We start from the raw sequence: 12,396 nt of genomic DNA on the forward strand, positions 1-12,396 counted from the left end.
AAATGATTACTATATGTTGTTCGAAAGAATTTGAGAAAAATAGGAAGAATTTCAACTATATTCATATTATAATTTAGTTATCACACCATTTATTTTTACTATCTTTGGAGGTGTTCTATATGCACTATGCATTTTCACGTATAAGACTGCGCAGCTTTTTTGGATGGATGATTATAGGGCTGTTCCTTACGATGATTCTATTAGAGCTAGCAAATGTTTCTGAGAATACGCTGGAAGTTATTTCACAAATAACTATATTTTTTGTATTTCCGTTATTTTGGTTATACGTAAAAACCAATAAAAATAATGTTGTATTCAATAGTTTTTTTGATAAGCCAGGACGTTTACCGTGGGGATTAATTGTATTAGCAACGATAATGGGAATGATTTTTTCAGTTGGTATATCTCATATTCAATTTTACATATTAGCACATACGTTACCGAATTTCTTAGTTACTATGTTAGAAGACGGAAATGTTATTAACACGAGTAACGTATATATGACGATATTTACTTTCATTTCAGCGTGTGTGTTAGCACCTATTATGGAAGAGGTTATTTTTAGGGGATTCTTTTTACAGCGAATGGCTTACAAATGGGGAATTAAAAAAGCTGTAATCATATCTTCACTTATTTTTGGTCTAGGACATTTTGATGTGATTGGCGCATTCATGTTTGGCGTTGTTATGTGTCTTTTATACATAAAGACGAAAAATATATGGACGAATATCGCTGTGCACGCTCTAAATAATTTAATTGCAACAAGTATGCAATTTGTCGGTGGAGAAGAAAGTAGCGCAATTTCAATTCCTGAATTACAAGCACAAAGTAATTTATGGATCGGTATCGGTCTTACAATTGTTGGATTACTTTGGTTAATTCCTTACGTTTGGAAACAATGGCGCAAGGTAAAAGAAGTTGGTGTGCCACCAGTGCGCTTTATCAATGAGGAAAAAGTAGTGAGTGCATTACAAGAAAATGAAGAGTATAGTCAAGTGTTCGTAACAGATAGACTGATGGCTGTAGAGCTGCCAGATGAGGCTGTGAATAAGCTTCGGTTAGAAGAAAATGATTATGTAACAGTATCTGTAGAAGAAGATAAAATTGTGATAAAGAAAGTGCTTGATAGATAATTAAAAAGTAGCTCCTAAGGAGCTACTTTTTAATTTGTAATAATTTCTACACGAAAATTATTACCGTTCTTTACATATTTAATATCTGTAACAGTGCGGACTGTTTTTAAAATCTCCACTTTTTCACCAATTCGAGGGATAGTCGGAACGTTATCCCAAATGCCAAGCAATTCATCTAGTTGTGCTGTTTTTTCATAAAACCAGATTTTCAATGTAAAGCCCCTTTCTAGAACTTTATGTATTTTAATACATAATATATTATTTTTATTCTTATTGTAAGGGGTTTTTTTATATTTTATGAATAAAAATTAATTAAACTTCTGGAAAGATATGTTCAATATCAGGAGTAAGAGATACTTCTGATAATACGATATGAGAAACTGTCGTTGCATATGAGGAAACATCATTGATAAATTCTTCAAGTTCAACGAGTGAAGGAACAGAAATTTTTACAATGTAGCATAAGCTACCTGTTACGCGGTAACAAAAACTTGCAGATGGATAAGACTGAATAAACTGTTGCATACGTGTTGTATCACCATTTTTTAAAGTGATTTCTAAAATACAATCTAAAACAAGTCCTGCTTTTTTATAATCGATATCGATTGTGTACTTTTGAATCACACCTTCACTTTCCAGTTTACGAACACGTTCTGCAGTAGATGGAGCAGATAAGTTTACTCGCTTTGCCAATTCGCGCATGGACAGGCGACTATCATTATATAATTCATTTAAAATTTTTCGATCAACACGGTCTAGTTGCATTTGTAAATATACCTCCAGTAAAATAATGATTTTTGTAAAGGAAAAATATAAATTAAGATTCATATGAAATGTGAAGTGTGAAGTGAACTTTATTTATTTTACAATAAAACAGAAGGAAATAGGAGGGGAAATGATGGAGAGAATTTCATTATCATATATAGGAGATACAAAGTTTCAAAAGTTATTAGGGCATAATCCAGATCTATTACATTCATGGAGTATGGTAGAGAACACATTGTATAGTAAAGGAACTCTTTCGGCAGAATTGAAGGAGCAAGTAAGAAGAACATTAGCTTACGGGAATGAATGTCCGTACTGTATGGCAAAAGGAAGGCCTGATGATATGCAAAAAGTGGAGAAAATAAGTGTAGCCGTTACTTTTGCACATACGTTTGTTCATGATAAACAAGCGATAGATGACAATATGTTTCGTATGTTGAAACAATACTGGACGGAAAAAGAAATTGTAGAGCTTTGCGCTTATATTTGTTTTATGACTGCGTCACAACAACTTGGTTTTCTGTTTCAATTACAGCCGAACACAGGAGGAAATGATGATGAATCAACTAGCACTTATTATAATTGATGTACAAAAGGCGTTTCAATTATCATACTGGGGTGAGAGAAATAATCTTTTTGCTGAAGAAAACATGAGAACATTATTAGAAGAATGGAGAAAAAGAAAGCGACCGGTTTTTCATATTCAACATGTAAATAAAGAAAATGCACAGTCGATGTTTTATGAGAGAGCGGAAACAGTCAACTTTAAAGAAGAGGTGCAACCACTACCAGGTGAAGTGGTTATTCAGAAATCTGTTAACAGCGCGTTCATTGGGACAAATTTAGAAGAGCAATTAAGAGAGAACAAATGTAATGCAGTAGTGGTTGTAGGATTAACGACAAATCATTGTGTGGAGACTACGACACGAATGGCAGGAAATTTAGGGTTTACAACGTATTTAGTGAGTGATGCAACGGCAACTTTTAACCGTAAAGGTCTAGATGGTAAAGAGTATAATGCAGAGGATATTCACAATATGACACTTGTAAATTTACATGAAGAGTTTGCTACGATTGTGACGACAAAAGAAGTGTTAAAATTATTTTAAAAAAATAATTGCGAATTATGTAGAAAAAAATAAGAATATTTCGTATAATCTAAGTACAATCATTTTGAAATAGGGGTGGCATCATATGGAGCAAATTCCGGTAAAGAAAATAGAAGAAGTACTTGTTGTAGCAGGGGACGATAAACAGAAGCAAAAGGAATTTTATGAATTGCTCTTATCTACTGAGTTTTATGTTGCTGGTTCACTAGAAGCAGAGGACGGGGCAACAGAAGGAATACTTCGTTTGCGTCATTTCCAAGGAGAGGGTAGATGGATCGTTCCGTTCTTTACACAAATGGAATTTGTAAAAGACGTGTTGCCAGAAGGAACGCCCCTTATTACGATACGTGGGAAAGAGTTATTTGGTGGCATTGAGAAAGATGCTACAGCAGTATTAAATGTTGGAACTGAGATAAGTAAAACATTTATTCCAGAAGAAATTGCAGATATCGCATCTGGACGAATTTTTAATTATTATAAATAAAAGGAAAAGCGGGATCGCTTTTCCTTTTTAATTTGAGAACGGAGTGGCTACGCCAGAAGAAATAGAGAGTGTTTTATTATTTGTACTTATGGTCGCTGTAGCTCCAAGAGGAATCCCGATATTTGGGCTTATATGTCCAATCGGTAAACCGAATAGAACAGGTATATGATAGGGTGCGAAATATTCATATAGTATTGTTTGCAATGATTGAGATGGTTTAGAAGGAGTGCAGTCGTGACAGCTTGTAAAAATAACACCACTACATTCATTAAATTTTCCAGATAAAAGTAGCTGATTTAACATACGATCAATGCGATATGGTTCTTCCCCGATGTCTTCAAGTAACAAAAGTTTATTCGCCGTATTTATCTCATAAGGTGAGCCAATTATACTCGTTAACACAGCTAAATTGCCTCCCGATAATGTGCCTGTAACTGTACAGGAAGAAGTAGGTACGATACATTCTGAAGCAGATAAGATGGTGGAATACGGATGGAATAGTTGATTGAAAGAAGATAAAGAGAGAGAATCTACACCTTTTCCTAACTCTTCCACCATTGGACCGTGAAAAGTAACGAGCTTTGCATAACGTGAAAAAGCAGTATGTAAAGCTGTAATATCGCTATATCCCCAAAAGATTTTTGGATTTTGCCGAATGATTTCATATTGAATGTGAGGGAGGAGACGAGCACTTCCGTAACCACCTCGTGCACAGAAAATAGCCTTTACTTCATGATTTGAAAATGCTTCATGTATATCATCAAGGCGAACTTGATCACTTCCAGCTAAATATCCATATTTCTCATAAACACTTTTTCCGATTACTACAGATAAACCCATTTCTTGTAATACGTTTACACCTTTTAATACATTTTCAATTGTTGGTGGACCGGACGGGGCAATAACCATTACTGTATCACCTTGTTGTAACGCATTTGGATAAATCATCGTTTTCAGCCTCCTTCACTTTCAATATATTCGCTTCATAGGAAGTTCAACCCTTGTAAAAGAAGGGGAAAGTTTGTCAAATAAAGAAGATATAAGGGGAATAGGAGGAAAAATGATGTTTACAAGTCGAGTTATAGATACATTACAAATTAAGTATCCAATCATTCAAGCAGGTATGGCGGGTGCGATTACGACGCCAGAACTTGTTGCAGCTGTAAGTAATAGCGGAGGATTAGGAACGCTTGGAGCAGGCTATATGAGCCCTGAACAAATTCGTGACGCAATTTATAAAATAAGGGAACGAACGGATAAGCCTTTCGGTGTTAATTTACTGTTAACGAAAGAGATACAGATAGAAGAAGAGAAGATAAACTTGGCAAAGGGATTACTTAGTGGAGTAAATAAAGAATTCGGTATAGAGGAAGAAGAGACGATAAAGCTTCCGAAAAGCTATAAAGAACAATTACAAGTGTTAGTAGAAGAAAACGTACCAGTCGTTAGCTTTGCATTTCAAACGTTAGAAAAAGAAGAAATAGATGACTTAAAAAGAAGAGGAATAAAAGTCATCGGAACAGCTACTCATGTGAGAGAGGCGAGGGTGCTTGCTGAATTAGGAGTAGATATTATTGTCGGTCAAGGTAGCGAGGCAGGAGGGCATAGAGGAACATTTATCGGGAAAGAACAGGACGCTATGATTGGGACATTCGCATTAATTCCGCAGTTAGTAGTAGAAGTCCCGCATATACCAATTGTTGCAGCGGGTGGTGTAATGAACGGGCAAGGGCTTGTTGCGGCATTTACACTGGGGGCAGAAGCTGTTCAAATGGGATCAGCCTTTTTAACGAGTGATGAAAGTATTACGCATGATGTGTATAAAGAAGCAGTTTTACATAGTACAGATACGAGTACAACTGTGACCCGTGCGTTTTCCGGGAAATATGCACGGGGTATTCGTAATGAATTTATAGAGAGACATGAAGGGAAAGAAGAAGGGCTTCCGATGTATCCAGTGCAAAATGTATTGACTTCTAAAATACGCCAAGAAGCAGCAAAACAAAATAAAGGAGAATACATGTCGCTTTGGGCAGGACAAGCGTCATCATTAGCACGAATAGAATCAGCTCAGCATGTAGTGGAGCGAGTGATGAAAGAAGCAGATAACGTAATCGAACAATTGCAAAATGTATATAGAAAAAGACCACTTGAATAATTCAAGCGGTCTTTTCGTTAGTTTGCTTTATAAAATTGTTGGACGGCCTCATCGATATAAACCCAGCCTTTCCAACCTAAGTGCATGTGATCTTTTAAGAAGTATTTATCATACTCATGATTTGAGAAGTCGGCAATTGGATAGCCAGCTTTCTCAATTTGCTCATGAACTTTCTTATAGTACAGTTCGCGACGTTCTTTCGGGAAGCCAGCGTAATCGTACCAAGGACCTTTTACAGGAACAGAAATGAAGAGTGGTTTTGCACCAGATTGTTTTAATAAATCAAGTACAATTTGTAAATCTTCATATTCTGGCGATTGATCATAAGCATCATTTTTTAAGTAGCCTTCACGTTGCTTTAATTTCTTCTTGATTTTGCTGTTGAAGTAACTATCTTCGATACCATATTCATTAGATCCAGATTCTGCTGCACCTGTTTGATCTGCATGTTTACGAGCTTCATCCCAGTTCATTTGTTTTAATGAAGGGTCAAGCTTTTCTTTATGCGGTTTAATATCAAACATTGCTGTAAATAAATCTTTACGATCTAAAATGTTACGATAAATATAAGCGAAAGGTTTAGCAGCAAGTGCTTTTACTTTATGCTTTGTATCATCGTAAACGATACCTTCAAGCGAAATTTTAAGTAAAGTTTCTTTCTTAACAATCTCAAAGTTTAATAAGCGCTTTGCAATTTGCTTTTTCATTTCAGGTTTTACATCATCGTTGAAAATGAAGTGGTAACCTTGTTGTTTTGAAAAGTTAGGTGCAAAGTGTGTTTCATCAATCCCTTGTGGTACAAACCATTGAGGAGAAAGAACGAATACCATTTTCTTATCTTTCAATTGATCCATTGTAGATGCAAAGTTTAACACATGTACAAGGTCTTGTGTTCCACCGCGTCCAAGTAGGAATGGTGTGAATCCTTCAGGCTTTACTTTGAAATAGTTTGATGGATGGTAAGCATCCATACGTGCGAATTCCGATGATCCATACATCGGAAGGTATTTCGAGTCTGCTAACATCTTTTGCTGTAAAATCATACTTTGAATCTTTTCTTCTTTTAAAGAAGTGGCAGCTTGTTCTACTTTTTCATCACTTAAAAGTGGAAGTAGGAAGCGCGTTGGAATAAGTAAGAATACAGCAAAAAGGGCCAATGCTAAAAGCATCGGACCAAATTTTGCTTTGTTCATCGGATTTCTTCCAACTTCTTAATAACCATGTTTGGTGTAGCCCACTCGTCACGGTCAAAATCAGAAATAGAAACTTCAATATCTAAACGCTCTTGGAATTCAACTAATAAAGATACTACAGCGAAAGAATCAAGAATACCTTCTTCAAATAATTGAACATCTAAGTTTTCTTTCACAATATCGTTTTCACATACTTCTTCTAAAATATCTAATACTTGCTCTTTGAATTCTGCCATTTTTAAAATCTCCTTTATATCCGAAATATATTATATGTGCAACTTCTTACTAGTATAAGAAGGGTGCATTAAAAGTATCTGTTAAGGTGTCCAGAGAAAATTAGGAAACCGAAACATACAACGTGGAACGTAATTACAATCGCAAGGACGTGTGTAAATTTATTGTTTGGCCAAAACTTATGCTTCTTGTTTTTTCGTTCGAAAATGTCGAATAAAATGAACAGTGCAGCGTGATATAGACCATAAATAACATATTGTGCAACAGCGCTTCCTTGGATGTGCCAAATTCCCATAATGAAGAAGTTTAAAAATGCACCGATATACGAAATTGTGTAGCGGTTTTTAATTAACTTTTTCTTCGTTGCAAAAAAGACGAAACGCATGTAAATAAAATCACGGAACCAGAATGATAAACTCATGTGCCAGCGGTTCCAGAAGTCTTTAATGTTACGACTAAGGAATGGCTTATTAAAGTTTTCTGGCGTTTTAATTCCCATCATGTAACTGATACCAATTACGAACGCACTATAACCTGCAAAGTCAAAGAATAATTGCATGCTAGTAGCGTACATAAAAATCACATTAGATAAAAGTGTATCTTGATTAGCGAATACGGCTTTTACAAGATATGTTGTTATCAAGTGCGCGATTATAAATTTATACAGAAAACCTTGGAAAATACGGTTAAGCCCTGTATATAGTAACTTTTGATATTCTTCAGCGCTAGGTGGCTTTTGAATATCTTTTTGGAATCTACGGTAACGATCAATAGGTCCACTTGAAATTGCAGGGAAGAATAAAACAAACTCCCAGAAATTAAAGAAGGAAAGTTCTTTAATTAAATTATCACGAACTTCAAAGACCATTTGTACAGCTCTAAATGTTACGTAAGACATACCTGCGAAAACAATAAAATGTAATTCAGGTACAAATGGTGCGATTTTTGCCAAAATAAGTGGCAAAATCGATAAAATAACAGCTATACAAAACATGAATGTACTATTATTTTGTTTTCTTAAAATTAAATAGCCTTTAATTAGGGCATATTGCCAAATAATAAATACGGCTAACATAATCGCTTGCTTCGGTTTATCCGAGAAGATAATAGCAAGCATGACTAATGTTAAAACGGCATTATATTTACGCAACATTTTACCTTTTAATCCAGCTATGATAGTAGGTATTAATAAAATGCCCACTATAGCGAAAAAATAAAATGATCCATATGCGGTCATGCTGTAACCTCACTCAATAATTTTTTGCGATCTACCTTTCCATTTGGTGTCATTGGAATAGAAGATTGATACATGAATTTACGTGGAATCATGTAGTTTGGTAATCGCTCATTGAGTTCTTTTTTGATTGCAGATGTTAATTTGAATTCTTTTTCAAATGAATGTTCGCCAGGAACAACAACCGCTAATAAATAATCGTATTTCTCACCTTTTTTAATTGGAACGATAACTGCTCCTTCTACGTAAGAACACGCACGAAGGTGATGCTCAATTTCTTCTAATTCCATTCGATAACCATGCAGCTTAATTTGGAAATCAAGACGACCATTATAGAATAGAAGACCATTTTCAACATAGCCAGCATCGCCTGTTTTATAGGCGCGCTCACCGTCAATCATAGTAAATGCTTTTTCTGTTAATTCAGGGCTTCCTAAATATCCAACGCTTACGCTTGGACCGACAATTACGATTTCACCTTTTTCACCATCAGGTGCGATCGTGCCATCTTCTTTCATAATAAGAAGGCGGCAGTCTGATTTACAGTAGCCAACTGGAAGTGATTTGTATTGATCAAGCACTTCTTCTGTAACGTGAATACCTGTTACAGCGACAGTAGCTTCTGTTGGACCGTACGTATTCATAATTGTTGCTTTCGGGAAACGCTCAATTAATTTTCTAGCTACTTCATTTGGTAACACTTCACCGCAGAATAAGAATGTTTTCATGTTCGGTAGCATACTCTCAGAGAAAGATGCTTCCATTAAACACATCTCTGCGAAAGATGGTGTTGAAGTCCATACTTGTATATCCGATTGCTCTAAAGAAGCAAACAAGTCTTTTGGACGTGCAATCATATCTTTATCGATTGCCCAAAGTGTACCACCTGTTACTAATGATGGGTAAATATCCATGACAGATAAATCGAATGAGAAAGGCGCTTGGTTTAAGAATACTTGCCCTGTTTGTAAGTTGAAATCTTCTACAGCCCATTTTGTAAAGCTTACAAGGCAGTTATAAGTAATCTGAACCCCTTTCGGATTACCTGTGCTTCCTGATGTGTAAATAATGTAGAAGTTCTCATCACCTTTTACCGCATGTTCAGGATTTGGAATGTTCCCTTTATGAGTAAAGAAAATATCTTTTAAGTTGTCTTCACTTACAATGCGAACTGGTAAATCAGTTACAGTTACTTCTGTTCCTGATAAAAGTAGTTTCGCACCAGAATTTTCAGCTATACGTTGTACACGATCAGCTGGGATAGATAAATCTACAGGAATATAAGCATGTCCAGCTTTTACACATCCTAAAAAGTTAATAATCATTTCAGGTTGCATATGGCCATACACCATAATTGGTGAACGATCATCTGGATACGCAGAAGAAATCCAATGTGCTAACGCATCAGAATCTTCCTTTAATTGTTTGTACGTAATTTTCGCATCTCGCCAAACAAAAGCAGTTTGATCAGGCGTTTCAATAGCCCACTTTTCAATTTGTTCTAATAACTTCATAACGTTCCCACCCTAGAATTCATTGTAAATAAATGTACTTGTGTTTGTATCATGGAATCCATACAACCAAAGTAATGCAAATAAAATTGCAAGGTAATAAACCGTCTTTGCAACCCATTGTGTGAGTGGTCGAGACCATATCTCTTTTAATCTTTCCATGTCTTTCCCTCTCTTAATGAAATAATAGCTCTTTGTAGGTATCATGTCCTACATTATTGTGAAAAAAACAAAATTCCACATTTTAGGTAAAAATAAGTCAAAAGGCTCTTTTCTGATATTAGCACTAAATACTAAAAAAGAAAATCCCTAACTTAGCAATTATATTACATTCAGCACCAATTTGTAATGGGTTTGATATGTAAATAGGAAGTGGATTGTGTGAATGTATAAAAGTGGTCTGGGAGAATGGATAGGAATGTAATATTTGTTTGGATTTTCGAGTTTTTCATAGTTAATATATGCATTGCTAAATTTTCATAAAAGGAGGCATTTCTGATGAAGAGCATGTGGAAGGATTTTATTTCAGAAGAAAACATTATGAAATGGAGACGGCATTTTCATAAATATCCGGAATTATCATTTCATGAAAAAGAAACTTCACAATTTATATATGAAACATTATGCTCATTTTCTTCTTTTGAAGTAACGAGACCGACGAAGTATAGTGTACTAGCAATTAAAAGAGGGACGGGACAAGGGAAAATAGTTGCGATTCGAGCTGATATAGATGCTTTACCAATTCAAGAGGAGACAAGGAAATCTTATACGTCTGTGAATAAAGGAGTGATGCATGCATGTGGACATGATGCTCACGCCGCTATTTTGTTAAGCACAGCAGAGGTGCTATCAAATATAAAGGAAGATTTTGTAGGGGAGATTCGTCTCTTCTTTCAGCACGCAGAAGAGGTGTATCCCGGCGGCGGACAAGAAATGGTTGAGGCAGGCGTGATGGACGGTGTTGATTATGTAATAGGTTTACATGTTATGTCAGGACTTGAGAGCGGGAAAATTGGAATTGCTTATGGGCCGATGATGGCGGCACCAGACGTATTTACAGTTGAAATTCAAGGGAAAGGAGGGCATGCAGCGAGGCCAGAAGAAACGATAGATCCTATTGCTATCGGAGCGCAGATTATTACAAATCTACAACATATCGTATCAAGAAATACAAGTGCTTTCATGCAAAGAGTCGTTTCCGTTACGCAGTTTCATGGGGGAATGGCTGATAATATCATTCCTAGCACAGCAACTTTAATGGGAACTGTTCGTTCATTTAATCAAGCGTTAAGGGTGGAAGCAGAAGAGAAAATTGAGAAAATCGTGAAAGGAATTACAAAAGCACATGGAGGGGCGTATACATATTCGTATCGATATGGATATGATCCGGTTATTAATGATGAATATATTACGAAAGTAGTAGAAGAAAGTGCTCTACATTTGTTTGGGAATGAGCGTGTTGTGAAGCTTGAGCCTTCTATGGGAGGAGAAGATTTTTCAGCATATTTAAGAAAAGCACCTGGTTGTTTTATTAAATTAGGAACAGGTAATGAGATGATAGATACTTGCTACCCGCATCATCATCCGAAATTTGATGTAGATGAGTCAGCTCTCATTTCTGGAGTAGAATTATTTTTAGAGACAGCGATAAGACTACTAAAATCATAAAAAAGTATAAAAAAAGGCAACTGCGCTCTATCGCAGTTGCTTTTATTTCTTTCCGTCAGAGAGGGCTGAGAAAGAACTATGCTCATTTATAGTATATGAATAGCTAACGGACAAGCTTGTACATTTTAATCATTTTTTTAAAAATAGTTATTGACAGTGATAATCAATGTCAATTAATCTAAGTGTAGTTGAAATTGATAATTATTATCAATAGGATGGATGCGACATGTTAATGAGAAAAAAATTTCACCTTCTGCGGAGGGGCTTAAAAGATAAAAATAAAGAAGTGGATCAGCATATGGAATGGCAACGAAATGTAATTCGTTCTGAATATGTAGATGAGAAGAGTACACTTCTAACAGAAAAAGAGATACAAGGTAAAAGGAGAGATTCAGTTGAGTAAGTTAGTAATGATTTTTGCAAGTATGAGTGGAAATACAGAGGAAATGGCTGATCATATTGCGGGTGCCATTCGTGAAACAGAAAATGAAATTGAAGTTATCGATATTATGGATTCACCAGAAGCTTCTATATTAGAACAGTATGATGGAATTATTTTAGGTGCTTACACTTGGGGAGACGGTGACCTTCCTGATGATTTCTTAGATTTTTATGACGCAATGGATTCTATTGATTTAACTGGGAAAAAAGCAGCAGTATTCGGATCATGTGATTCAGCTTATCCGAAATACGGCGTGGCGGTTGATATTTTAATAGAAAAGCTACAAGAGCGCGGAGCGGCAGTTGTGTTAGAAGGACTAAAAGTAGAATTAACGCCAGAAGATGAAGATGTAGAAAAATGTTTACAGTTTGGAGCTGAATTTGTAAAACACCTTTCTTAATGAAATTTTTACGAGTTAGTCAGGTATCAGAATTAACAGGTTTGCATCCGAGTAGTCTCAGGAGA

Annotated in this window: 16 protein-coding genes; 8 read left to right on the forward strand and 8 right to left on the reverse strand. The window is 35.7% G+C overall.

Annotation, left to right across the window (positions count from 1 at the left end; all coding sequences use genetic code 11):
* Positions 1-119: 119 nt before the first annotated feature.
* Complete coding sequence (locus BAQ44_RS15655; protein ID WP_071722286.1) at positions 120-1,133, forward strand: CPBP family intramembrane glutamic endopeptidase; 1,014 nt, start codon at positions 120-122, stop codon at positions 1,131-1,133.
* A 29-nt stretch (positions 1,134-1,162) separates the two neighbouring features.
* On the opposite strand, the gene BAQ44_RS15660 is transcribed toward BAQ44_RS15655, so the two are convergent.
* Entirely contained in the window at positions 1,163-1,345 is a 183-nt protein-coding gene (locus BAQ44_RS15660) for a DUF3913 family protein (protein WP_030024226.1), read from the reverse strand.
* A gap of 100 nt (positions 1,346-1,445) precedes the next feature.
* Entirely contained in the window at positions 1,446-1,898 is a 453-nt protein-coding gene (locus BAQ44_RS15665) for an Lrp/AsnC family transcriptional regulator (protein WP_001175500.1), read from the reverse strand.
* A gap of 70 nt (positions 1,899-1,968) precedes the next feature.
* Here BAQ44_RS15665 and BAQ44_RS15670 point away from each other — a divergent pair, with 70 nt between their 5' ends.
* The 3 genes from BAQ44_RS15670 to BAQ44_RS15680 all read left to right on the forward strand — a co-directional run bounded on the left by BAQ44_RS15670 (position 1,969) and on the right by BAQ44_RS15680 (position 3,491).
* Entirely contained in the window at positions 1,969-2,484 is a 516-nt protein-coding gene (locus BAQ44_RS15670; protein ID WP_116758372.1) for a carboxymuconolactone decarboxylase family protein, read from the forward strand.
* A complete protein-coding gene (locus BAQ44_RS15675; protein WP_071722291.1) occupies positions 2,453-3,007 on the forward strand; it encodes a cysteine hydrolase family protein in 555 nt (184 codons plus the stop codon). The genes BAQ44_RS15670 and BAQ44_RS15675 overlap by 32 nt, the downstream gene beginning before the upstream one ends.
* Before the next feature lie 85 nt (positions 3,008-3,092).
* Positions 3,093-3,491 (forward strand): SseB family protein, encoded by a 399-nt coding sequence (locus BAQ44_RS15680; RefSeq protein WP_071722293.1) that lies wholly within the window; start codon positions 3,093-3,095, stop codon positions 3,489-3,491.
* A 27-nt stretch (positions 3,492-3,518) separates the two neighbouring features.
* Here the strand turns inward: BAQ44_RS15680 and BAQ44_RS15685 are convergent, their stop codons facing one another.
* On the reverse strand, positions 3,519-4,439 hold the full coding sequence (locus BAQ44_RS15685) for a S66 peptidase family protein (RefSeq protein ID WP_063261913.1): 921 nt from the start codon (positions 4,437-4,439) through the stop codon (positions 3,519-3,521).
* 115 nt (positions 4,440-4,554) lie between these two features.
* On the opposite strand from BAQ44_RS15685, the gene BAQ44_RS15690 reads away from it, so the two are divergent.
* On the forward strand, positions 4,555-5,649 hold the full coding sequence (locus BAQ44_RS15690) for an NAD(P)H-dependent flavin oxidoreductase (protein ID WP_071722295.1): 1,095 nt from the start codon (positions 4,555-4,557) through the stop codon (positions 5,647-5,649).
* A 17-nt stretch (positions 5,650-5,666) separates the two neighbouring features.
* Here BAQ44_RS15690 and dltD read toward each other — a convergent pair whose 3' ends face one another.
* From dltD to BAQ44_RS15715, 5 genes are all read right to left on the reverse strand, one after another.
* Positions 5,667-6,842, reverse strand: a complete 1,176-nt coding sequence (gene dltD, locus BAQ44_RS15695; protein ID WP_063261915.1) for a D-alanyl-lipoteichoic acid biosynthesis protein DltD — start codon at positions 6,840-6,842, stop codon at positions 5,667-5,669.
* Complete coding sequence (gene dltC, locus BAQ44_RS15700; RefSeq protein ID WP_000807310.1) at positions 6,839-7,078, reverse strand: D-alanine--poly(phosphoribitol) ligase subunit DltC; 240 nt, start codon at positions 7,076-7,078, stop codon at positions 6,839-6,841. The genes dltD and dltC overlap by 4 nt, the downstream gene beginning before the upstream one ends.
* 68 nt (positions 7,079-7,146) lie before the next feature.
* The gene (gene dltB, locus BAQ44_RS15705) at positions 7,147-8,313 is read right to left on the reverse strand and encodes a D-alanyl-lipoteichoic acid biosynthesis protein DltB (RefSeq protein WP_071722297.1); all 1,167 of its coding nucleotides are present in this window, start codon (positions 8,311-8,313) and stop codon (positions 7,147-7,149) included.
* A complete protein-coding gene (dltA, locus tag BAQ44_RS15710; protein WP_071722299.1) occupies positions 8,310-9,824 on the reverse strand; it encodes a D-alanine--poly(phosphoribitol) ligase subunit DltA in 1,515 nt (504 codons plus the stop codon). The genes dltB and dltA overlap by 4 nt, the downstream gene beginning before the upstream one ends.
* Positions 9,825-9,836: 12 nt before the next feature.
* Complete coding sequence (locus BAQ44_RS15715) at positions 9,837-9,983, reverse strand: teichoic acid D-Ala incorporation-associated protein DltX (RefSeq protein ID WP_000440293.1); 147 nt, start codon at positions 9,981-9,983, stop codon at positions 9,837-9,839.
* 336 nt (positions 9,984-10,319) lie between these two features.
* On the opposite strand from BAQ44_RS15715, the gene amaA reads away from it, so the two are divergent.
* From amaA to BAQ44_RS15730, 3 genes are all read left to right on the forward strand, one after another.
* Entirely contained in the window at positions 10,320-11,489 is a 1,170-nt protein-coding gene (gene amaA, locus BAQ44_RS15720; protein ID WP_071722301.1) for an N-acyl-aliphatic-L-amino acid amidohydrolase, read from the forward strand.
* 226 nt (positions 11,490-11,715) lie between these two features.
* A complete protein-coding gene (locus BAQ44_RS31065) occupies positions 11,716-11,892 on the forward strand; it encodes a hypothetical protein (RefSeq protein WP_063261919.1) in 177 nt (58 codons plus the stop codon).
* The gene (locus tag BAQ44_RS15730; protein ID WP_000041146.1) at positions 11,885-12,331 is read left to right on the forward strand and encodes a flavodoxin; all 447 of its coding nucleotides are present in this window, start codon (positions 11,885-11,887) and stop codon (positions 12,329-12,331) included. Before BAQ44_RS31065 ends, BAQ44_RS15730 begins: the two co-directional genes overlap by 8 nt.
* The last annotated feature ends 65 nt before the right edge of the window (positions 12,332-12,396 follow it).

Origin of the sequence: Bacillus mobilis (assembly GCF_001884045.1) — a bacterium.
Lineage (GTDB): Bacteria > Bacillota > Bacilli > Bacillales > Bacillaceae_G > Bacillus_A > Bacillus_A mobilis.

Excerpts from the sequence above, each read along its gene's own strand:
- BAQ44_RS15715 (WP_000440293.1), bottom strand. The coding sequence starts at position 9,983 with ATGGAAAGATTAAAAGAGATATGGTCTCGACCACTCACACAATGGGTT.
- dltA (WP_071722299.1), bottom strand. The coding sequence starts at position 9,824 with ATGAAGTTATTAGAACAAATTGAAAAGTGGGCTATTGAAACGCCTGAT.
- BAQ44_RS15685 (WP_063261913.1), bottom strand. The coding sequence starts at position 4,439 with ATGATTTATCCAAATGCGTTACAACAAGGTGATACAGTAATGGTTATT.
- BAQ44_RS15690 (WP_071722295.1), top strand. The coding sequence starts at position 4,555 with ATGTTTACAAGTCGAGTTATAGATACATTACAAATTAAGTATCCAATC.
- dltD (WP_063261915.1), bottom strand. The coding sequence starts at position 6,842 with ATGAACAAAGCAAAATTTGGTCCGATGCTTTTAGCATTGGCCCTTTTT.
- BAQ44_RS15655 (WP_071722286.1), top strand. The coding sequence starts at position 120 with ATGCACTATGCATTTTCACGTATAAGACTGCGCAGCTTTTTTGGATGG.
- dltC (WP_000807310.1), bottom strand. The coding sequence starts at position 7,078 with ATGGCAGAATTCAAAGAGCAAGTATTAGATATTTTAGAAGAAGTATGT.
- amaA (WP_071722301.1), top strand. The coding sequence starts at position 10,320 with ATGAAGAGCATGTGGAAGGATTTTATTTCAGAAGAAAACATTATGAAA.
- BAQ44_RS15680 (WP_071722293.1), top strand. The coding sequence starts at position 3,093 with ATGGAGCAAATTCCGGTAAAGAAAATAGAAGAAGTACTTGTTGTAGCA.
- BAQ44_RS15665 (WP_001175500.1), bottom strand. The coding sequence starts at position 1,898 with ATGCAACTAGACCGTGTTGATCGAAAAATTTTAAATGAATTATATAAT.
- dltB (WP_071722297.1), bottom strand. The coding sequence starts at position 8,313 with ATGACCGCATATGGATCATTTTATTTTTTCGCTATAGTGGGCATTTTA.
- BAQ44_RS31065 (WP_063261919.1), top strand. The coding sequence starts at position 11,716 with ATGTTAATGAGAAAAAAATTTCACCTTCTGCGGAGGGGCTTAAAAGAT.
- BAQ44_RS15675 (WP_071722291.1), top strand. The coding sequence starts at position 2,453 with ATGATGAATCAACTAGCACTTATTATAATTGATGTACAAAAGGCGTTT.